The sequence below is a fragment of the Falsigemmobacter faecalis genome (genome assembly GCF_003863335.1).
Classification (GTDB): domain Bacteria; phylum Pseudomonadota; class Alphaproteobacteria; order Rhodobacterales; family Rhodobacteraceae; genus Wagnerdoeblera; species Wagnerdoeblera faecalis.
Genome location: NZ_RRAZ01000020.1, coordinates 25,944 through 46,099, shown reverse-complemented (window position 1 = coordinate 46,099; position 20,156 = coordinate 25,944). Strand labels below are relative to the sequence as shown.

Annotated in this window: 17 protein-coding genes; 4 read left to right on the top strand and 13 right to left on the bottom strand. The window is 64.2% G+C overall.

The window, feature by feature from the left end; translation table 11 throughout:
- Positions 1–217: 217 nt before the first annotated feature.
- Positions 218–994, top strand: coding sequence for an IclR family transcriptional regulator (locus EG244_RS13730; RefSeq protein ID WP_124965564.1), 777 nt, complete (start codon positions 218–220; stop codon positions 992–994).
- Positions 995–1,104: 110 nt separating this feature from the next.
- Here the strand turns inward: EG244_RS13730 and EG244_RS13725 are convergent, their stop codons facing one another.
- From EG244_RS13725 to EG244_RS13680, 10 genes are all read right to left on the bottom strand, one after another.
- Positions 1,105–2,031 (bottom strand): branched-chain amino acid ABC transporter permease, encoded by a 927-nt coding sequence (locus EG244_RS13725; RefSeq protein WP_124965563.1) that lies wholly within the window; start codon positions 2,029–2,031, stop codon positions 1,105–1,107.
- Positions 2,031–2,912, bottom strand: coding sequence for a branched-chain amino acid ABC transporter permease (locus EG244_RS13720; RefSeq protein ID WP_124965562.1), 882 nt, complete (start codon positions 2,910–2,912; stop codon positions 2,031–2,033). Before EG244_RS13720 ends, EG244_RS13725 begins: the two co-directional genes overlap by 1 nt.
- Positions 2,913–2,915: 3 nt before the next feature.
- Positions 2,916–3,635, bottom strand: coding sequence for an ABC transporter ATP-binding protein (locus EG244_RS13715; protein ID WP_124965561.1), 720 nt, complete (start codon positions 3,633–3,635; stop codon positions 2,916–2,918).
- A complete protein-coding gene (locus EG244_RS13710) occupies positions 3,625–4,404 on the bottom strand; it encodes an ABC transporter ATP-binding protein (protein ID WP_124965560.1) in 780 nt (259 codons plus the stop codon). Before EG244_RS13710 ends, EG244_RS13715 begins: the two co-directional genes overlap by 11 nt.
- A gap of 30 nt (positions 4,405–4,434) precedes the next feature.
- The gene (locus EG244_RS13705) at positions 4,435–5,601 is read right to left on the bottom strand and encodes an acyl-CoA dehydrogenase family protein (protein ID WP_124965559.1); all 1,167 of its coding nucleotides are present in this window, start codon (positions 5,599–5,601) and stop codon (positions 4,435–4,437) included.
- Complete coding sequence (locus EG244_RS13700; RefSeq protein ID WP_124965558.1) at positions 5,601–6,377, bottom strand: enoyl-CoA hydratase/isomerase family protein; 777 nt, start codon at positions 6,375–6,377, stop codon at positions 5,601–5,603. Before EG244_RS13700 ends, EG244_RS13705 begins: the two co-directional genes overlap by 1 nt.
- An 11-nt stretch (positions 6,378–6,388) precedes the next feature.
- Positions 6,389–7,501, bottom strand: coding sequence for an acyl-CoA dehydrogenase family protein (locus EG244_RS13695; RefSeq protein ID WP_124965557.1), 1,113 nt, complete (start codon positions 7,499–7,501; stop codon positions 6,389–6,391).
- A gap of 85 nt (positions 7,502–7,586) precedes the next feature.
- Complete coding sequence (locus EG244_RS13690) at positions 7,587–9,218, bottom strand: long-chain-fatty-acid--CoA ligase (RefSeq protein WP_124965556.1); 1,632 nt, start codon at positions 9,216–9,218, stop codon at positions 7,587–7,589.
- 258 nt (positions 9,219–9,476) lie between these two features.
- Positions 9,477–11,123 (bottom strand): flavin-containing monooxygenase, encoded by a 1,647-nt coding sequence (locus EG244_RS13685; RefSeq protein ID WP_124965555.1) that lies wholly within the window; start codon positions 11,121–11,123, stop codon positions 9,477–9,479.
- A 160-nt stretch (positions 11,124–11,283) separates the two neighbouring features.
- A complete protein-coding gene (locus EG244_RS13680; protein ID WP_124965554.1) occupies positions 11,284–12,021 on the bottom strand; it encodes a FadR/GntR family transcriptional regulator in 738 nt (245 codons plus the stop codon).
- Between the two features lie 215 nt (positions 12,022–12,236).
- Between EG244_RS13680 and EG244_RS13675 the strand changes: the two genes are divergently transcribed.
- The 3 genes from EG244_RS13675 to EG244_RS13665 are packed head-to-tail and all read left to right on the top strand — an operon-like array spanning position 12,237 to position 16,234.
- Entirely contained in the window at positions 12,237–14,336 is a 2,100-nt protein-coding gene (locus tag EG244_RS13675) for a 3-hydroxyacyl-CoA dehydrogenase NAD-binding domain-containing protein (protein WP_124965553.1), read from the top strand.
- Positions 14,336–15,109, top strand: a complete 774-nt coding sequence (locus tag EG244_RS13670; RefSeq protein ID WP_124965552.1) for an SDR family oxidoreductase — start codon at positions 14,336–14,338, stop codon at positions 15,107–15,109. Before EG244_RS13675 ends, EG244_RS13670 begins: the two co-directional genes overlap by 1 nt.
- A gap of 12 nt (positions 15,110–15,121) precedes the next feature.
- Positions 15,122–16,234, top strand: coding sequence for an MDR/zinc-dependent alcohol dehydrogenase-like family protein (locus EG244_RS13665; RefSeq protein ID WP_124965551.1), 1,113 nt, complete (start codon positions 15,122–15,124; stop codon positions 16,232–16,234).
- Between the two features lie 45 nt (positions 16,235–16,279).
- Here EG244_RS13665 and EG244_RS13660 read toward each other — a convergent pair whose 3' ends face one another.
- The 3 genes from EG244_RS13660 to EG244_RS13650 all read right to left on the bottom strand — a co-directional run bounded on the left by EG244_RS13660 (position 16,280) and on the right by EG244_RS13650 (position 20,142).
- A complete protein-coding gene (locus tag EG244_RS13660) occupies positions 16,280–17,560 on the bottom strand; it encodes a PQQ-dependent sugar dehydrogenase (protein WP_124965550.1) in 1,281 nt (426 codons plus the stop codon).
- Positions 17,560–17,997 carry a DUF2231 domain-containing protein gene (locus tag EG244_RS13655; protein ID WP_124965549.1) on the bottom strand — a complete coding sequence of 146 codons (438 nt, stop codon included), beginning with the start codon at positions 17,995–17,997 and terminating at the stop codon, positions 17,560–17,562. The genes EG244_RS13660 and EG244_RS13655 overlap by 1 nt, the downstream gene beginning before the upstream one ends.
- A gap of 756 nt (positions 17,998–18,753) precedes the next feature.
- Positions 18,754–20,142 carry an MmgE/PrpD family protein gene (locus EG244_RS13650; RefSeq protein ID WP_124965548.1) on the bottom strand — a complete coding sequence of 463 codons (1,389 nt, stop codon included), beginning with the start codon at positions 20,140–20,142 and terminating at the stop codon, positions 18,754–18,756.
- Between the last annotated feature and the right edge of the window lie 14 nt (positions 20,143–20,156).

Genomic DNA, 20,156 nt, shown 5'->3' with positions numbered 1-20,156 from the left:
CATATCTCTGCCGCAGCCGCAGAAGCGACCGGGCCGTCAGACGGTCTCGGAATATCCACCCTCCGTGTCGCCGCACCCGAACCTCCTTCGGGCCCCGGGGGGACGTGCAACACCCTCTCAGAGAGCATGGCATGGGCCGCGCGCCGCCACCATGTCTATTCTATACTGTCAGAAAATTTCATATACGTGAAGTTGAGAGACGGAGGAGGGAATCGTCATGCAGGCTCATCAGGTGAAATCCGCGATGCGGGCCCTTGAAATTCTTGAATATTTCAAGGTCAACCAACAGCGCCGCTCGATGTCAGAGATCGCCTCTGACCTCGGCTACCCGCAGTCCAGTGCTACGGTGCTTCTGAAGACGCTGATCACGCTGGGCTACCTCAGCTATGACCGCGGCGAGCGGGCCTATTTCCCCACCCCGAAAGTCACAGCCCTCGGCGACTGGATCCCCATGGCCCTCTTCGGCAGCGGCACCATCCTCGAGGCGATGCGCGACGTTCATGCCGCCACCGGCGAGGGTGTGTTCATCGGAACCCGCAACGACATCTATCTGCAATATACCCGCACGGTTGAATCGATCCATGCGCTGCGCTTTCACATCGATGAAGGCTCCATCGTGCCGCTGACGCGCTCCGCCGCTGGCTGGATGCTGCTCTCGGATCTGCCGCGCGACCGGCTCGACAAACTGGTGCGCCGCGCCAATATCGCCTGCAAAGTGCCCGAGCGGGTCAGCCTGAAAGAGATCGAGGCCCGCATCGCCGAGATCCGCGAAAAGGGCTATGCCCATGCCGAAAACGTGCCCCTTGAGGGCGGATCCACCATCGTGGTGCCGCTCTGCGCCCGCATCCAGGGCCAGCCCGCCTGCCTCGCGCTCGGCGGCGTCACCCAGCGGATCAACGACAATTTCGACCGCTATCTCTCCATCATGAAAACCGCCGCCGCCTTCGTGGCCGAGGCTGAGCCTTTCAACTCCCCGATCCGCATCGAGATCTGAGAAAAACGCCCCGGCCCCCGCAAAGGGACCAGGGCGCCTGATCTTTGGCTTTTTTAAAATACTCCCGCCGGAGGCCGCCGCGCAGCGGCACCCGGCGGAAATCCCGGCGCTTACTTGGCGCGACGCGCCCGGATCCAGGCGTTCAGCTCGCCCACGATGCCGCGGCGCAGGAACATGATCACCAGCAGCAGGATGACCCCCTGCGAGATCAGCGCCCATTCGCCCAAAGTCGCCAGATGCTCATTGAGCCAGATGATGAAAGCCGCCCCCACCATCGGACCGGTCAGCGTGCCCAGACCGCCCAGCAGCGTCATGATGATAACCTCCGACGAGATCGGGAAAGACACATCGGTCAGCGTGGCGAATTGAAAGACCGTGGCCTTCATCCCGCCCGCCAGACCCGCCAGACCCGCAGACAGAACCAGCGCCAGCAGCTTGAACCGCTCGGGCTTAAAGCCCAAAGATTCCACCCGCGCGTCATTGTCACGGATCGCCTTCAGAATATCGCCGAAGGGCGAATGCACCACGCGGTAGAAGAAGGCCACAGCCGCCACCGTGATCGCCAGCACCACATAGTAATAGCTGAAGCCCGAGGTCACATCGATCAGCCCCAGAACGTCTTTACGCGGAATATTCTGCATCCCGTCTTCGCCGCCGGTGAAAGAGGACTGCAGCAGGATGAAGTAAACGAACTGCGCGATGGCAAAGGTGATCATGGCAAAGCTGATGCCCGATTTCTTCACCGCCACAAGGCCGACCAGAAAGCCTAAGCCCGCCGAGAAAAGCGCCCCGGTCAGAATGCCCAGCTCCGGCGTCAGACCCCAGTTTTTCACAACCCAGCCGGTGATATAGCCAGCCGAGCCGAAAAACATCGCATGGCCAAAGCACAAAAGCCCGGTATAGCCCAAGAGCAGGTTGAACGAGCAGGCAAAGACGATGAAGCACAGGATCGTCATCAGGGTGACCGGATAGACGAAGAAGGGCGCCACCAGGGCTGCGGCCAGAACCGCCAGCGCGATCAGCAGATTTTTCGACATCACGCTTTCTCCGACGACGAGAAGAGACCGTTGGGCTTCATCAGAAGGACCGCGATCATGACCACAAAGACGACGGTGCTCGCGCCTTCGGGGTAGAACACCTTGGTCAGCGCTTCAGCCAGACCCAGGATATAACCGGTGACCACAGCCCCCATGATCGAGCCGATGCCACCGATCACCACCACCGCAAAGACGGTGATCATCAGACCCGAACCCATCGAGGGCGAGACCTGATAGATCGGCGCTGCCAGCACGCCGCTCAGCGCCGCCAGACCCACGCCAAAGCCGTAAGTCAGGGTGATCATACGCGGCACGTTGATGCCAAAGCTTTCGACGATATCGGGACGCTCATTGGCGGCGCGCAGATAGGCACCGAGTTTGGTATGCTCAATCAAAAGCCAGGCACCGATGCAGGTCACCACCGAGAAGCCGACAACCCAAAGGCGATACCAGGGCAGGAACATGAAATCGAGCCGCAGACCACCGGTGATCGGGCTGTCATAGGGCAGACCGGTCGAGCCATAGCGCTGACGGATCAGCCCCTCAATGATCAGCGCCAGCGCATAGGTCGCCAGCAGCGCATAGAGATGATCAAGATGCTGCAGTGGCCGCAGGATCACCCGCTCCAGCAACATCCCAAAGGCCCCGACCACAATCGGCGCAATAATCAGCGAGCCCCAATAGGGGATCCCGAGATAATTCAGCCCGAGCCAGGCCACAAAAGCGCCCAGCATATATTGCGCGCCATGGGCAAAGTTCACCACGTTCATCAGGCCGAAGATGATCGCAAGACCCATCGACAGCATGGCATAGAACGAGCCGTTGATCAGCCCGATCAGCAGCTGCCCGGCGAGGAGTTGCGGAGAAACGAAATCAAACATCCGTCAGACCCCCAGATAGGTTTTGACGCGGGCAAGATCCTGGCGGATCTCATCGGCGGTCAGAATATCGACCACGTGACCGTGCTCAACGACGACATGGCGGTCGGCGACGCTGCGCGCAAAGCGCAGGTTCTGCTCAACCAGGATGATGGTGAAGCCCTGGGCCTTCAGCTTCAGGATCAGCTCGCCGATCTCTTTGACGACGACCGGGGCCAGACCCTCGCTTGGCTCATCGAGCAGCAGATAGCGCGAGCCGGTGCGCAGGATCCGCGCGATGGCCAGCATCTGCTGCTCGCCGCCCGAAAGCTTGGTGCCAGGGCTTGAGGCGCGGCGCTGCAGGTTCGGGAAGGTCGACAACAGCTCTTCGGTCGACACCCCACCCGGGCGCAGAACCGGCGGCAGCGCCAGGTTCTCTTTCACATTCAGCGAGGCGAAAATCGCGCGCTCTTCGGGGCAATAGGCCAGACCCTTGCGCGCGATTTCATAGATGCGCTTGCGGATCAGCTCTTCGCCCTGAAAGCGGATCGAGCCGCTGCGCTTGCGCATGATCCCCATGATCGCGCGCAGGGTCGAGGTTTTGCCCGCCCCGTTGCGCCCGATCAGCGTCAGAACCTCGCCTTCGCGCACGTCAAACTGCATGCCGTGCAGCACTTTGGATTCGGCATACCAGCCATGGAGATCCTCAATGACGAGGCCCGGCTTGCCGGTGGGGTCAGTCTTCATCGACGCCTCCCATATATGCGGTGATGACGCGCTCATCAGAGGAGACCTCAGCATAGCTGCCCTCGGTCAGCACTTCGCCGTGTTGCAGCACGGTGATGCGGTCACACAGCGTCGCCACGATCGACAGGTTATGCTCCACGATGACCACGGTGCGGCCTTTGGCGGTCTCACGGATCAGCTCGGTGATCGGTTCCAGATCCTCATGGCCCATGCCCGCCGTCGGCTCATCGAGCAGCATGACCTGCGGCTCAAGTGCCAGGGTAGTGGCAATCTCCAGCGCGCGCTTTTTGCCGTAGGAGAGATCTGCGGCCTTCGCATCGGCCATATCCGCAAGGCCGACCTGGTCGAGCAGCTCTTTTGCGCGGGCGTCAAGGTTGCGCAGGCTGCGGATCGGGCTCCAGAAATGATAGCCCGTGCCGTGGTTTGACTGCAAAGCCACCCGCACATTCTCCAGCGCCGTCATCTGCGTGAAGGTCGCGGAGATCTGAAACGAGCGGACCAGCCCCAGACGCGCCACATCGGCCGCACGGATGCGGGTGATGTCCTGGCCGTCGTAGGTGATGACCCCCGAGGTGGGGGTCAGGGTCTTGGTCAGCAGGTTAAAACAGGTCGTTTTCCCCGCGCCGTTCGGCCCGATCAGCGCATGGACCGAGCCGCGGCGGATGGAGAGATCGACGTTATTGACGGCCGCAAAGCCGCCAAAGCGTTTCGTCAGCCCGCGGGCCGTCAGCACATAATCAGTGCCCGGATCCGTCTGGTGTCTGGTCATAGGTTCCTCCCGCCCCCTTATTTTCGGGGGTCAGCCCGGCAGCCGCAGAACGGCTTTGGCCAGAATGTTGCGCTGGATCTCATTCGAGCCGCCGAAAATCGCCGGGGCGCGCGAGTCGAGATAAAGGTTCATCGCGTCGATCATGATATCGTCGGCGTCCAGATCGTCGTTGAACCGGGCTTCTTCGCCCACGATCTCCAGCATTTCTTCGGTGATGCGTTGATAAAGCTCGGTGTTGAAGAGTTTCAGTACCGAGACATCGGCCCCAAGCTCGCCGCCCTGGCGCAGCACGCGGGCAAAGCGCTCAAAGGCAGAGCCAAGGTCATAGACATCAAGGCGCAGTTTCGCAAAGCGCGACACGAAGGCCGGATCGTTGAAAGCGCCCCGCGCTTCCGCCAGCGCCTGCAGACGCGCCAGGGCATATTCGGGCCGGGTCGGCGCGCCAAGGAAGATGCGCTCATGGCTGAGGACGGTTTTCGCCAGCGTCCAGCCCTTGTTCTCTTCGCCCACCAGGGCCGAGACCGGAACGCGGACGTTGTCGAAGAAGACCTCGCAGAAATCGGCCTCTTCGCGCAGGTTCGGGATCGGACGCACGGTCACGCCCGGCAGATCCAGCGGCGCCAGCAGCACCGAAATGCCCTGTTGCGGCTTTTTCGCGTCCTTATCGGTGCGCACCAGCAGCAGGATCCAATTGGCGCAATGCGCCAGCGTGGTCCAGATTTTCTGGCCGTTGATGACATAATCATCGCCGTCACGCACCGCGGTGGTGCGCATCGAGGCCAGATCCGAGCCCGAGCCCGGCTCGGAATAGCCCTGGCACCAGACATGCTCGCCGGTCAGGATCTTCGGCAGGAAGAACTCTTTTTGCTCGTCCGAGCCGTAATGCAGCAGCAGCGGGCCGGTCAGGCCGATGCCGTGATCCGGGATGCGCGGGCAGCCGAGGCGGGCCCATTCTTCCACGTAAATCATATGTTTGGCCGGGTTCAGACCCATGCCGCCATAGTCCTGCGGCCAGAGCGGCGAGAGCCAGCCCTTGTCGGCCAGCGCCTGATACCAGACCTTCACCTCTTCATAGAGGGGGCGCTGTTTGCGCATGAAGCGCAGCTCAGCGGGGCAGTTGGCGTCAGCCCAGGTGCGGAAGATCTGCCGGAAGTCTTCGTCCGGCATGGCGTTCCAGTTTTGCTGTGCCTCGGCCATTATACGTTGTCCTTGAACACGGGTTTACGCTTTTCGAGGAAGGCCCGCATGGCCTCTTTCGAGTCCTCATGCTGCGTCATCTCATTGGTCAGATTCTGCTCAAAGCGGTAGCCCTCGCGCAGCGGCATCGAGCGGACGGTATTGATCGCGCGCTTGGCAAGGCCGATGGCTTTCGGGCTTTTCGAGGCGATGTTGTTTGCCATCTCCATGGCCGCCGGCAGCAGCTCTTCCAGCGGCAGGCAGGCCTCAATGATGCCGCGGCGGTAGGCTTCCGCTGCGGGCAGGCGGTAGCCCGTCAGGATCATGCGGCGCGCCAGCGAATGCGGGAAAAGCGACATGGTATGGGCGGCACCGCCCATCAGGCCGATGTCGATTTCCGGCATGCAGAAGAAGGCATTGTCAGAAGCCAGGATGATATCGGCGTTGATGATCGGCGCCATGCCCACGCCCAGTGCCGGGCCGTTGACGGCGGCGATCACCGGCTTGTTCATCTCCATGACGGTATTGCCGACTTCGCGCATCCGGCGCATGTGGCGGGTCAGATTGCCCGCAACACCGCTGACCGAGGTGCGCTGTTTGATATCGGCCCCGGCCGAGAACATCTTCTCGCGGCCGGTGACGACGATGCAGCGCACATTGCTTGCCTCATAAAGCTCGTCAAAAACTTCGAGGAATTCTTCCGTGAAGGCCAGCGACCAGGCATTGACCGGCGGCGCATCCATTTTCACCAGAGCCACATGGTTCTCGATGGTGACTTTGATCAGTTCGTTTCTCATGGGAGGACCTTTCAGGCAGCGCGCTCAAGGGCGAGGAACTGCAGGCGCAGCGCCTCGGGCTGGCCGAGCGCGGAATTCAGGGCGACGGCGCGTTTCATGTAATGGCCGATGTCGCATTCATCGGTGAAGCCCATGGCACCATGCAGATGGATGGCGCGGCGGCCCACGGTGACCGCCGCATCACCCGCGCGGGCTTTGGCGGCGAGGATCGAGAGATGCGCGGCCAGGGCATCGCCCTCGTCCTGGCGGTCGCAGGCATTGACCACGGCCGAGCAGGCAAATTCCGCATCGGCCCACATATCGACCATGCGGTGCTGCAGCGACTGGAAGGCTGCGATCGGCTTGCCGAACTGCACGCGCTCAGAGGTATAGCCGACGGTGATTTCCAGCGCCTTTGAGGCATTGCCCGCAAGCTCTGCCGCCAGCGCGAGACGGGTGGTATTGACGGCGGCCTCAGCCAGAGTCAGGCCCTGACGCGACAAAATGCGGTCAGCGGAGATTTCGGCGTTTTCCAGCGCCACGCGGCCAAGCTGCGCGCCGTCCAGCGTCGGGCGCAGGGTCACGGTGGTCAGCGCGCGCGGCACAGCGACCAGCAGCACCTCATCCCCCTGTGCTGCCAGCACCAGCAGCTCATCGGACGAAGCCGCGGCATTGACGAAATGCGCCTCACCGCTCAGCGAAAGACCGCTTTGCGTGGCTACAGCTTTCAGCGGCGACAGCGCGCCATCCACGCCCTGAACCGCCGGGGTGACGACCAGCGAGCCGTCGATCAGCCCCTCGATCAGACGCGCGCGCGCGGCGCTTTCGTCGGACTGCGACAGCAGCGCGCCTGAGAAAACCGCGAGGAAAGCCAGCGGCTCAGAGATCAGCTCGCGGCCAAGCGCCTCGCTGAGCACGGCCTGCGCGCGCGGACCCAGACCCGAGCCGCCCAGCTCTTCGGGGATGCTCAGGCCCAGCCAGCCCGCATCGGCCATGGCCGCCCAGAGGTCGCGGTCAAGATCGCTCCCCGCCGCCCGGCGGGCGCGCATCCGGGTCGGGCCATGGAAGTCGGCGGCAAAGCCGCTGACGCTGTCGCGCAGCAGGCCGAAGGTGCCGTCTTCATCGTCAAAGATCATCTGGGGCATGGAAACTCCTGGTCTTCATCGGCGCGGCAGGACAGGGCCCGCCACGCGAAAGGAAAGGGGGGAGAGAGGGCCTTGCGGCGCGCCCTCAGGCCGTAGGCAGCACGTGGTCGCGGAACTGCTCGCGCAGCTTCAGCTTTTGCACTTTGCCGGTGGCGGTATGGGGCAGGGCGTCGACGAAAACGACGTCATCGGGCAGCCACCAGCGCGCCACGCGCTCAGAAAGATAATCGAGCAGGGCTTTCGGCTCGGCCTCAGCGCCGGGCTTTTTCACCACCACCAGAAGCGGACGCTCCTGCCATTTGGGATGCGGCACGCCGATCACCGCGGCTTGCTGCACGGCGGCATGGCCCATGACGGCATTCTCAAGATCGATCGAGCTGATCCATTCGCCGCCCGATTTGATCACATCTTTCGAGCGGTCGGTCAGGGTGACATAGCCCTCGGTGTCGATACGGGCGACATCGCCGGTGGGGAACCAGCCGTCGGCGTCAAGCTGCTCGCCGCCCTCGCCGCCGAAATAGCCACGGGTGATCCAGGGGCCACGCACCCAGAGATCGCCCGAGCGGGTGCCATCCTGCGCCAGGGCTGCGCCCTCTTCATCGGTGATCTTCAGCTCAACACCGTAGACCGCGCGGCCCTGGCGGACCTTGATGTCGATCTTTTCTTCCTGACTCAGCGAGGCATGCTTGGGCAGCAGATTGCCCACCGCCGCAACCGGGCTGGTTTCCGTCATGCCCCAGGCCTGAACGACGGGCACGCCGCCTTTCTCAAAGGTCTCGACCATGGCGCGCGGCGCCGCCGAGCCGCCGATCATCAGCCGGGTAAAGGGCAGATCCGAGACCGCAGCGCCGGGGGTGTTTTCGATATATTGCAGCAGGCTCAGCCAGACGGTCGGCACGCCCAGCGTGAAGGTGCATTTCTCAGTGGTGGCCAGCTTATAGAGGCTTTCGCCGTCGAGCTTCGGCCCCGGCAGCACCAGATTTGCGCCGCACATCGCCGAAGCATAGGGCATGCCCCAGGCGTTGACGTGGAACAGGGGCACCACCAGCAGCGTGGTATCTCCCGACGAGAGCGCCAGCCCGTCCACGGTGCAGACCATGAAGGAATGCAGCACGCTCGAGCGATGGCTGTAAAGCACGCCCTTGGGATTTCCGGTCGTACCTGAGGTATAGCAGAGCGACGAGGCGGTGTTTTCATCAAAGACCGGCCAGTCAAAGACGCCTTCTTCAGCTGAGAGCAGCGTTTCATAGCACAGCGCGGGACCTGCCTCTGCGGGCATATGCGCCTCATCGGTCAGCGCCACGAAATGGCCGATCCCCGGCAGGCGGTCGCGCAGATCGCCGACCAGCTTTGCAAAGGTGATATCAAAGAGCAGCACCGTGCTGCCCGCGTGGTTGACGATATAATCGATCTGCTCGGGAAAGAGCCGCGGGTTGACGGTATGCAGCACCGCCCCCATGCCCGAGACCGCGAAGTAAAGCTCCACATGGCGGTGGGTGTTCCAGGCCAGCGTGGCCACCCGGTCGCCCGGTTTTACACCGAGCTTTTCCAGCGCCTGCGCCAGCCTGCGCACCCGCAGCGCCAGCGACTTCCAGGTGCTGCGCACCAGCGGACCTTCGCAGGTCGCGCTGATGATTTCCGATCCGGGGTGATAGTTCTCTGCATGCTCAAGCAGCGATGAGATGAGCAGCGGACGATCCTGCATCAGGCCAAACATAGTTTCCTCCCACAGCGCCTCACACCCCCTCCGGTGCCAGCGCTATATCTGAATTGTTCAATCCCGCCCGGGGATTGTCAAAGCACAACGCATCCGGGAAGTTCTCATTCACAAATGTGAAGTTTAATATAAATCAATGCATTGACAGGATTACCCTGTTTCCCGCCTCACCGATCCGGCGATGCGCAAAACGCAGCATAAACCCACCGGCAGACCCGCTGTCGGGCTGCCGGTGGCGAGGGCCTGAGCCTTCAGGATTTATTCGGCCGCGAGGGCGCGGACGGGCTCAAAACGGAAGGCGTGGAAGCCGTCTTTTGCCGCCGCTTCACAGGCCTCGGCGTATTTGGCAAAGCCGCCGGTGAACATGGTCAGGCCCTGCGATTTGCCCTGCACATTGGCGCCGACATACCAGGTTTTCGCCTTGGACAGCAGCGAGCGTCCGGCCGCATCGCGGATCTGCTCCATCCAGGCCTCTTCGGCGCTCTCGCGCGGCTCCATGGCGGAGAGGCCGTTCTCATCCATATGGCGGATCGCACGGGCGATCAGCGAGATATCCGTTTCATTGATCCGGATGATATTGGCCAGCGCCGAGGGGCCGTTCGGGCCGACGGTCATGAAGAAGTTCGGAAAACCCGCAATGCCCACCCCGAGGAAAGAGCGCGGGCCGTCCTGCCATTTGTCCTTCAGCGTCAGCCCGTCGCGGCCTTCCACATCAAAGGCCATCAGCGCGCCGGTCAGACCATCATAGCCGGTGGCGAAGATGATCATATCCAGTTCAACCTCACCCGATCCAAGGCGAATGCCCTTCTCGGTGATCTCAAGGATCGGGTCTTCCACGCAGTCCAGCAGATGGACATTGGGCAGATTATAGGTCTCATAATAGCTGGTATCGAGGCAGGCGCGGCGCGCAAAGACCGGATAGCCGCGGGGCTTCAGCTTTTCGGCCGTCACCGGGTCCTTCACCACGTCGCCGATCTTTTCGCGCAGGAATTCAGCGACATAGTCGTTGGCCTCCTGGTTGGTCATCAGATCCGAGAAGGTGCCAAGGATGCACAGACCGCCGAGTTTCCAGGCATCTTCCAAAAGCGCGCGGCGGGTTTCGGGCGTCACGGAATAAAACGCGCGGCTCGACTGCGGGCGCAGACCGCCGACGGTGGAGGCGCGGGCCGCGGCGCGAAGGCCTGCGTAGTTGCGCTTCACATCGGCGACATATTCGGCCGAGAGCTTCTGGTTGCGCATCGGCATGGTAAAGCTGGGCGTGCGCTGGAAGACGAACAGCTCACCCGCCTGGGGGCCGACTTCCTGCACGCATTGAATGCCGGTGGAGCCGACGCCGATCACACCGACGCGTTTGCCGGCATAGCTGACCGGATCCTGCGGCCAGGAGCCCGAGAGATAGGATTCGCCCTTAAAGCGGCCGTAGCCGGCAATATCGGGGGTCTTCTGGATCGACAGCGGCCCGGTCGCCATCACGCAGTGGCGCGCGCGCAGGGTGTCGCCCTTGTCGGTGCTGACATGCCAGATCTGTGCCGCCTCATCCCAGCGGGCGCCGGTGATGCGGGTGTTGAAGCGGAAATGTTTGCGCAGATCGAGGCGGCTGGCCACGAAATCGATATATTTCAGCAGTTCCGGCTGGGCGGCGAATTCTTCCGACCAGGTCCACTCCTGCTCAATCTCAGGGGCGAAAGAGAAGGAGTAATCGATGCTCGGCAGATCGACGCGCGCGCCCGGATAGCGGTTCCAGAACCAGACGCCGCCAAGGTCCGATCCGGCCTCAAAGCATTGAATGTTCAGGCCCATTTCCCGGAAGGTATAGCTGGCGCACATGCCGCCGAAGCCGCCGCCCACCACGATGACATCCAGCACATCCGCCGCGCCGCTGTGGCTGGTTTCCAGATCTTTCATGCGATCCTCCCAAGATCTCTGTGACAGCCGGGCGTGCCTGCGCAACGCGCAGGCACAGGCCCCGACACTCCCTGGGCCCAGACTTCGCTGATTGGGCGGGATCTTCCAGAGCTAATGCCTATCTGCATCATTCATTCACATATGTGAATTATCGGCAGGTTCACCCCGCAGCAGCGCCCAGAGCCTCATCCAGATCGAAGCCGTAAAGCTCATAGCCGCGCCGGAAATCGCGCATATGCCGCGTCATCCACAGACCCGCCCTGTCGGCCTCCCCGCAGGCCAGGGCATCAATGATCGCGCGATGCGCCTGCAGCATCCGCGCCCGGGTCACCAGGGGATCCGCCGGGGCCTGCATCAGCCGCTCCAGCGCGGGGTAAAACAGCGCCGAGATCGGCTCGCGCGCCAGCAGCAGCGCCTTATTGCCGCCGATCTCGGCGATGCGGCTGTGAAAGGCGATGTCAAAGGGGGTGATGGTCTCACCCTTTGCGGAAGCTGCGGCCATGGCCTGATGAATGTCCTCCAGGTCTTTGATATCAGAGGGTTTTGCCCGCAGCGCCGCACCCGTGGCCGCCGCAGGTTCCAGCGCCAGCGTGACCTCCAGCAGCTCGCGAAAGGTCACACGCTGCATCATCAGCGCCCGCGAGGCGCGTGGCGCCAGCTCCGCATGATCGGGCAGGCGCACGTAGAGCCGCCGCCCCGCCTCGCGCTGCACAAAGCCGCCCTCTTCGAGAATGCGCAGCCCTTCGCGCACGGTATGACGGGCCAGTCCGAACTGCGCGGAAAGCTCGGTCTCAATCGGCAGCAGCGCGCCAGGCGGCAGAGAGCCGTCGAGAATCCGCGCCTCAATGGTGTCGCAGACGATGCGGTAGGCCGGCACGGCGGCGATCTTTTTAAACATTCCCACGCTCCCTCAAGCCGCGAAATCCCTTCTAACATGGCAGGCGCGCCCGCGAAATGCAGACTTGTTGGACAATTGAACTTCCGCTAACGCTTGGGGAAATCGCCGTGGCCCGGAGGGGGGTGGCGGCGCGCAACACCGCTTCAGGCGGGGGGAGAGCGCGGGCAGGACCGCGCCGCAGAGCTTCGCCCCGTCCGCGCATTCAGGGGGTATCCATGCCGGTTTCCAGTCAGATCGTGAACGACATCGGGGTCATCGTCTTTTCCAATCCGCCGCTGAACCCGATTTCCGCCACGGCGGGCATTCCCCAGGGGATCGCTGCGGAACTCGACGCGCTGGAGGCGCAGCCGGGGGTCAGAGCGATCGTGCTGGCGGCAGAGGGGCGGATGTTCTCGGCCGGGGCCGATATCTCAGAGTTTGACCGCAATGCAGCTGAGGTCGGTGGCCCGATCCGCGCACTCATCGCGCGTCTTGATGCCTGCCGCCTGCCGCTGGTGGCGGCGATCCAGGGCTCGGCGCTTGGGGGCGGGCTGGAGGTGGCGCTTGGCTGCGATTACCGCGTGGCGGCTCAGGATGCGCGCTTTGCGCTGCCGGAGGTGACCCTGGGCCTGATCCCGGGCGCGGGCGGCACCCAGCGGCTGCCGCGTCTGACCGGGGCGGTTCGCGCGCTGGAATGGATCGCCGCAGGCAGCACGATCACGGCAAAGACCGCCCATGAGGCCGGTCTCGCCGATGCTCTGGCTGAGGGTGATCTGCGCGCGGCGGCTCTGGCCTTTGCGGCGCGCGTGGCCGCTGACGGCCGCCGCCGTCCGCGTGATCTGCCGCTCAACACCGAGGGCTTTGACGAAGCCGTCGCCGCCCTGCGCGCAAAGCCGCAAAACCCCGGCCTGCGCATGGCCGTTGAGGCGGCGATTGCGGCGGTCAGCGCCGGGCAGGGCGCTGATTTTGATGCGGGCCTTGCGGAAGAATACCGCATCTTTGACGCGCTGCTGGTTTCGGAACCCGCCCGCGCGCTGCGCTATGCTTTCGGGGCCGAGCGGGCGGTTGCCCGGGTGCCGGGGCTGGATCCCGCGCTGCGCGCCGCTGAGATCCGCCGCGTCGCGGTGATCGGCGCGGGCACCATGGGGATCGGCATTTCGCTGGCCATCGTGCAGGCGGGGCTGCAGGCACGGGTGATCGACCTGAACCCCGAGGCGCTGGAGCGCGCCCGCGCCCGGTCAGAAGCCACGATCCTGCGCAACCGCGACCGCGGGCGTCTGTCTGAGGCCGCGGCAACCGCCCAGATCGCGGCGCTGAGCTACAGCAGTGATTTTAGCGATGTCAAAGGCCATGACCTGATCATTGAGGCGGTCTTTGAGGATATGGGCGTGAAGGAAAAGGTCTTCACCGAGCTTGACCGCCTGGCCGATCCGGGCACGATCCTCGCCTCCAATACCTCGACCCTGGATGTCGACCGGATCGCAGATTTCACCGCGCGGCCCGAAGATGTGGTGGGGCTGCATTTCTTCAGCCCGGCCAATCTGATGAAGCTGCTTGAAGTGGTGCGCGGGGCGAAAACCTCGCAGCAGACCCTGGCCACGGTCATGGGCTTTGCACGCCAGATCCGCAAAGTCGGTGTGGTGGCCGGGGTCTGTGACGGCTTCATCGGCAACCGCATGTTTGAAGAATATCTCCGCCAGGCCTATCTGCTGCTCGAAGAGGGTGCGCTGCCGGCCCAGGTCGATGGCGCGATGGAACGCTGGGGCATGGCCATGGGGCCTTTGCGCACCATGGATCTGGCAGGCCAGGACATCGGCTGGAACATCCGCAAACGCCGCGCCGCGGAGCAGCCTGACCGGCCCTATTCGCGCGTCCCCGATCTGATCTGCGAGCAGGGCTGGTTTGGTCAGAAAACCGGGCGGGGCTATTACATCTATGCAGAGCCTGGCGCAAAGCCCGGGGTTGATCCGGAAGTCGAGGCGATGATCGTGGCGGAATCCGCCCGTCTGGGCCTCGTGCGGCGGCAGATCTCTGATGAGGAAATCGTCGAGCGCTGCCTTTTCGCCCTGACCAATGAAGGCGCGCGCCTGCTCGAAGAAGGGATCGCCGCGCGGCCGCTCGACATTGATACGGTCTGGATGAACGGCTATGGCTTCCCGCGCTTCCGGGGCGGGCCGATGTTTTATGCCGATCGTGTGGGCCTGCCGAAGGTTGCGGCACGCATGGCCGAATTTGCCAAAGGCAATCAGGGCTGGGCCTGGGCAGCGGCACCGCTGATCACCCGGCTGAACACTGAGGGCCGTGGGTTTGCCGCGCTGAACGAAGGGGCGAAGTGATGGCGCCGCAGCTTTTCGATCTCTCAGGCCAGGTGGCAATCGTCACCGGCGGCTCGCGCGGCATCGGCTTTCAGATGGCGCGTGCGCTTGGCCGGCAGGGCGCGGCCCTGGTGCTGACGGCGCGCAAAGCGGCGGAACTGGACGCCGCGCGCGAGGCCCTGGCCGCCGAAGGCATCCGGGCGCTGACTGTGGTCTGCGATCAGGCCGATCCTGGCGCCGCCACTGTGATTACCGATGCGGCGCTTACGCTGACCGGGCGGATTGAGATCCTGGTCAATAACGCCGGGACCACCTGGGGCGCGCCCGCCGAGGACTATCCCGATGAGGGCTGGCGCAAGGTCATGGCGCTGAACCTTGATGCGGTGTTCACCCTCAGCCGCGAGGTGGCGCGGCGCGCCATGCTGCCTCAGGGCTATGGGCGGGTCGTCAATATCGCCTCGGTCACCGGCCTGACCGGCAATCTGCCCTCAATGGAGGGGACGGTGGCCTATAACGCCTCCAAGGGCGGGGTGATCAGCCTGACGCGGGCCATGGCGGCGGAATGGGGCAGCCGGGGCGTGAACGTCAATGCGATTGCGCCGGGTTATTTCGTCTCCAAAATGACGAAAGGCACCGTCGACAGCCATGAGGAAGCGCTGCTCGCCCATACCCCGCGCGGCCGCCTTGGCGCAGAGCAGGACCTGGCCGGTCCGGTTCTGCTCTTTGCCTCGCGCGCGTCAGATCACATCACCGGGCAGACCCTGGCGGTCGACGGTGGCTATTCCGCCCTTTGAAAGGTCAGACCGGTGACAGACATTCTGCTGCAAAGTCTCAGCCTGCGCTCGCGCCTGACGCCCGGCGGGGCGATCCGTCTCAGCCTTGAGCCCCAGGACATCCGCCCCCCCGGGGGCGATGAGGTGGTCCTGCGGATGGAGGCCGCGCCGGTCAATCCGACCGATCTCAATCTGCTGCTGGCGGGCGGCGATCCGGCGCTGGCGCGTCAGGACGCAGAGGCCATTGAGATCGCGCTTCCCGCGCCGCTGGCGCAGCTGAACCACCGCAGGCTCAATCTTTCGGTGGCGCCGGGGCTGGAGGGGGCCGGGGTGGTGATTGCGGCGGGGCCTCAGTCCGAGGCGCTGATCGGGCAGACGGCGGCGGTCTTCGGCGGCGCGGCCTTCGGGCAGCACCGCCTGGCGCGGCCCCGGGACTGTATCTTCTTTGGCGCGGGCTTTCCGGCTTCGGAAGCCGCTTCGAGCTTTGTGAACCCGATGACCGCGCTGTGCATGATCGACACCATGCGCCGCGATGGTCATCGCGCCATCGTCCACACCGCCGCCGCCTCCAGCCTTGGCCGGATGCTGGAGCGGCTCTGCGCTGAGGAGGGCATCCCCCTCATCAATATCCTGCGCTCGGCGGCATCGCGCGACGCCGTTCTGGCAGAGGGGGCGCGCTATGCCCTCGACAGTTCCGATCCGGGGTTTCATCACGCCCTGGCGGCTCTGGTGGCGCAAACGGATGCAAGCCTTGCCTTTGACGCCATCGGCGGCGGCACGCTGGCCGCGCGGATCATGGCCGCGATGGAAGAGGTCTTCGCCCCACCGCCTGAGGCCTATGACATCTACGGCTCGCGCCGCTTGAAGCAGGTCTGTATTTACGGCGGGCTGACGCCGGGCGCGATTGAGATCCCGCGCGGCTTTGGCTCTGCCTGGAGTGTCAGTGGCTGGCTGATGATGAACCATATGGCGACGCTCTCGCCTGAGAAAATCGACAGCTTCCGTGCCAGGGTGCGCGGGGGCATCCGCGGGGTGTTCCGCACCAGCTATGCGGAAGAAATCACCCTGCAGGATCTTCTGAATCCGGCGCGGCTCTCGGAGATCCGCCGCCTGTCGGGGGGGCGTAAAGTCCTGCTCAGGATGTAAAAATTGCTCCCCGCCGGTCCTGACCGGCGGGGGCACTCCCGTGTGTTACGGCGCATTCGGCGTCACCCGCCAGACCGCGTTTGAAAGATCATCCGCGATCAAAAGCGCGCCGCGCGGATCGACCGTGACGCCCACCGGACGCCCGCGGGCCTCTCCGTCTTCTGTCAGAAATCCGGTCACCACATCCACCGGATCCCCCGCAGGCGCGGCCCCGCTGAAGGGCACAAAGACCACCTTATAGCCAACCGGATCTTTGCGGTTCCAGCTGCCATGCATGCCGACAAAAGCGCCTTCGGCGAACTGCGGTCCCATCACGGGGTCCGAGAAATGCACCCCCAGAGCCGCCACATGCGCGCCAAGCGCGTAATCGGGCGTCAGCGCTTCGGCCACCTTTCCGGGGTTTTCGGGCTTCACACGGCGGTCAATATTCCGGCCCCAGTAACTCCAGGGCCAGCCATAGAACCCGCCATCCTGCACAGAGGTCAGATAATCCGGCACAAGGTCCGGGCCGATCTCATCGCGCTCATTCACCACCGCCCAGAGCGTGTCGCTGCCCGGGCGGAAGGTCAGCGCCGTGGGATTGCGCAGCCCGGTGGCAAAGGGACGGTGGCGCCCGGTTGCGGTGTCGATTTCCCAGACCATGGCGCGGTCTGCCTCAGCCGTCATGCCGCGCTCGGTGATATTGCTGTTCGAGCCGATGCCGACATACAAAAGCGTGCCATCGGGGCTGATCGCCATGGCCTTGGTCCAGTGATGATTGAGCGCCGAGGGCAGCAGGGCCAGCAGCTGCGGCGGGCCCGCGGCCTCTGTCTGGCCGTCGGTATAGTCAAACCGCACCACCGCATCCTGATTGGCCACCCAGATATTGCCCTCTGAAAAGGCAAGGCCGTAGGGCGAATTGAGGTTTTCGGCAAAGACGGTCTGCACCTCATAGCTGCCGTCGCCGTCCGCATCGCGCAGAAGCGTCAGCCGGTCACCACCGGGCTCGGGGCTTTTGCCCAAGCCCTTGATGAAGCCCGCGATAATATCTTTGGGCCGCATCGCAGGCGCGCCCTGGCCCTTGCCCTCTGCCACCAGAATATCGCCATTCGGCAGCACCAGAAGCTGGCGTGGGATCTGCAGGCCGGTGGCAATCGCGCTGATGCTGTAGCCCTCAGGCACCTGCGGCAGCGCGCCCTCCCATCCGGCGGGACGCGGGATGGTCATTTCGGGCAAAAGCCCCTGCGCAGGCGCGGGCAGGGTGGGCGAAGGCCCCGTCTGCATGTCCTGGGCCAGAGCGGGCAAAGCGAGGGCGGCGAAGGCGGATGTCAGGATGAAAGCGCGCATCAGTCGTCCCCCCGATCCGGAAATCCGCGCCAGGCGATCCATGACGCAATGAGCGCAAGCAGCGCCGAGATCCCGGACCACCAAAGCGCATCAGGCATGATCCCCCAGGCGTCACGCGCGTGAATGAAGGCATTGAAAAGCCCGGTAATCCATGCCGCCAGCAGGGCTGCCCCATACCAAAGGACGCGCCGTGCCCCCCCTGTGCTGCGCCGGGAGATATAGCTGACCACCGCAGCCAGCAGTGCGACGCCGCCGAAGACGAGCCCCGCTGCATTCAGCCATTCCGCGAAATTCGACCATTGGATTTCATAGGTCTGCGCATAGGCAAGATCGGCCAGAAAAGTCCCCGAAAAGAGCGGGAAGAAAAAGGCCAGCAGGAGGGCATGAAACGGATGAACAGAGCGTGCTCTTCGCGGCGGAATCTGGGCGGAATACACGTGCGGCATCTCCTCTCTGGGCCTGCGCCGGAGAGCCGCAGTGCCGGGTTTACTGTGCACTTAACGGTTGAGGCGCCGATAAGTTTCAGCCTCTCTCCCGGGGGGGAGTGCAGCCGGGTGCCCGGAGGGGGACATCCCCCGGGTTTCGCGCGGCCTGTGTCGCTCGACCTTCCGGCCTGCCATTTGCGGCCTTATCGGTCAGAACGGGCGGCCGGGAAGAAGGCGCGGCGAGGTCATTCCTGCCTGACAGGCTGGTGAAACATGGCTCGCCATTTGCAGTGCAACTGCCGGGGGCCTGACGCAGGGCACGGAGCAGACGAGAGGATGGCCGGAAGTCGGCCTGGCCTGCGGCGAAGTGTAGCGGTGACGGGAACCTGTAGCATTGCGCGGAAGATGCGGTGGCGGCGACCCGGCTCTTATTTCCCGTGTGTCTTCCAGCTGTGCCCTTCGCTGGAGCTGCGGCGGCGGATTTTCTCATCCGCGGCATGCCCTGTGACCGCGGCCTGGCGCTGCAAGAGAGGATCGATCAGGTGTGGGGGATCCGATGGGCTGCCCCTGTTTGGGGATCGACAGGCGCGCTGACGTTTGACGACCGCCTCTGCGCGCGGTCGGTTTGTGTGCCCCTCGCGCGCGTGAAGACCAAAATCTGCAGGCGTTTATGCTGCGGGCATCTGGCCCGGGCGCTGGCGGCCTGCGGTGCGGGCGATGAAAAAGGGCCTCCCGCCCGGGGGAGGCCCTTCGGACTATCCATGCGTTTCAGGCGGTGAGCGCGGTGAGCGTATCCGCCCAGGGGGCGTCAAGCCGCGCGGGTGAGAGCAACAGGATCTCTGCGATCCGCGGCTCGGCGGCGGGCCAGGCGCTGAGGTTGCCAAGAATTTTGCCGGTAATGGCCTCATCGGAGAAGGGCTGGTCCGCCCCGCCCGGCGCGCTCAGGCAGTCGCCCGCCAGCACTTCGCCGTTTTGAAGCGTGATCCGCACCAGCGCGGGGCGATCATTCGGCCAGGGCAGATCCTGCGGATAGGCGGAAATCGTCACGCGCGCGCGCAGCGCCACCATCTCAGGGTCCGAGAGCGAGGCCCGGTCGAAAGCCGAAGCCCCCGCATGGCCTTTCAGAAGCGTGCTGACCGCGATGTGCTGGATCGAGAATTTCGCGGCAAGGCTGGTCCCGGGCTGCGGGCGGTCAAGTTTGCGGCCCTTCCAATGGGTGGCAACCTCGACCGAAGCCACCTCTGAGGCGGCGATCGCGCGGCCATGGGTTGCCGTCAGGACAGCCTCGACCGTGGAATGGGCATATTGGCAGCAGGCGTGCATCTTGTGATAGCCGCCGGCGATTTTCCATTCCGTACCAAGGCCTTCGATCAGGGCCTCCGGATTGGTCTCACCCCCGAAGATATCGGCAAAGACTTCCGTCAGCGACCAGGGAGAACCCGTCAGCCCAAGGGGCGCCCAGTCCACCGCGCGGATACCGTTTTGCGCGCAAAGCCCCGGCCAGATATTGCGGATCAGCGCGCCCGAGACCGCATGATTGAAGGGACCCGGCAGGCAAAGGGTGGCCGCCGTGGTGATGGCCTTAAACGCCGTCTCCGCATCCGAACCGCGCAGTTTTGCCACCGCAGCGGCGGCGCCCACGGTCGCAAGGCCGCCATGGGGATGCAGCACCAGACCGGGGAAGCTGAAGGCATGGGCGACGCGCGCCACGGTCTCATAGCCGACGACCAGGGCCAGCAGCATCTCGCGCAGCGTTGAGCCACGGGCCTCGCCCTCGGCCAGCAGCGCGGGGATGCAGTAAAGCGCTGCATGGCAGACCACGGCGCGGTAACCGCCGTCAAGCTCAGCCCAATCCGCAGCAGAGCCATTGGCGAGCGCCGCCGAGTAGCGGTCCATTTTCACCGCGGGGCGGCTGCCGTCGAGGACCGAAGCCTCTGCCACACCGGCCACGCGGGCCAGACCCTCGCGCAGCGCGGCAAGTTCCGGCTCGGCCCCCGCCACCACCAGAGCGGCGAGATCGTCGCAGAACACCCGCGCCGCACGGATGCGGATGTCCTCGGGAAGGTCTTCCCATGTCAGCGCGGCGCTCCGCGCTGTCAGGGTTTTCAGAGCAGAGGCAACGGCCTCATGGATCTCAGTGCTGACGGGAGTGCTCATAAAGGGTCCTTCCT

Bases quoted from the DNA above. Each gene is read 5' to 3' on its own strand.
- EG244_RS13705 (WP_124965559.1), bottom strand. From the start codon at position 5,601: ATGGCCGAGGCACAGCAAAACTGGAACGCCATGCCGGACGAAGACTTC.
- EG244_RS13650 (WP_124965548.1), bottom strand. From the start codon at position 20,142: ATGAGCACTCCCGTCAGCACTGAGATCCATGAGGCCGTTGCCTCTGCT.
- EG244_RS13695 (WP_124965557.1), bottom strand. From the start codon at position 7,501: ATGCCCCAGATGATCTTTGACGATGAAGACGGCACCTTCGGCCTGCTG.
- EG244_RS13670 (WP_124965552.1), top strand. From the start codon at position 14,336: ATGGCGCCGCAGCTTTTCGATCTCTCAGGCCAGGTGGCAATCGTCACC.
- EG244_RS13675 (WP_124965553.1), top strand. From the start codon at position 12,237: ATGCCGGTTTCCAGTCAGATCGTGAACGACATCGGGGTCATCGTCTTT.
- EG244_RS13725 (WP_124965563.1), bottom strand. From the start codon at position 2,031: ATGTCGAAAAATCTGCTGATCGCGCTGGCGGTTCTGGCCGCAGCCCTG.
- EG244_RS13710 (WP_124965560.1), bottom strand. From the start codon at position 4,404: ATGACCAGACACCAGACGGATCCGGGCACTGATTATGTGCTGACGGCC.
- EG244_RS13680 (WP_124965554.1), bottom strand. From the start codon at position 12,021: ATGTTTAAAAAGATCGCCGCCGTGCCGGCCTACCGCATCGTCTGCGAC.
- EG244_RS13720 (WP_124965562.1), bottom strand. From the start codon at position 2,912: ATGTTTGATTTCGTTTCTCCGCAACTCCTCGCCGGGCAGCTGCTGATC.
- EG244_RS13715 (WP_124965561.1), bottom strand. From the start codon at position 3,635: ATGAAGACTGACCCCACCGGCAAGCCGGGCCTCGTCATTGAGGATCTC.
- EG244_RS13700 (WP_124965558.1), bottom strand. From the start codon at position 6,377: ATGAGAAACGAACTGATCAAAGTCACCATCGAGAACCATGTGGCTCTG.
- EG244_RS13730 (WP_124965564.1), top strand. From the start codon at position 218: ATGCAGGCTCATCAGGTGAAATCCGCGATGCGGGCCCTTGAAATTCTT.
- EG244_RS13660 (WP_124965550.1), bottom strand. From the start codon at position 17,560: ATGCGCGCTTTCATCCTGACATCCGCCTTCGCCGCCCTCGCTTTGCCC.
- EG244_RS13690 (WP_124965556.1), bottom strand. From the start codon at position 9,218: ATGTTTGGCCTGATGCAGGATCGTCCGCTGCTCATCTCATCGCTGCTT.
- EG244_RS13685 (WP_124965555.1), bottom strand. From the start codon at position 11,123: ATGAAAGATCTGGAAACCAGCCACAGCGGCGCGGCGGATGTGCTGGAT.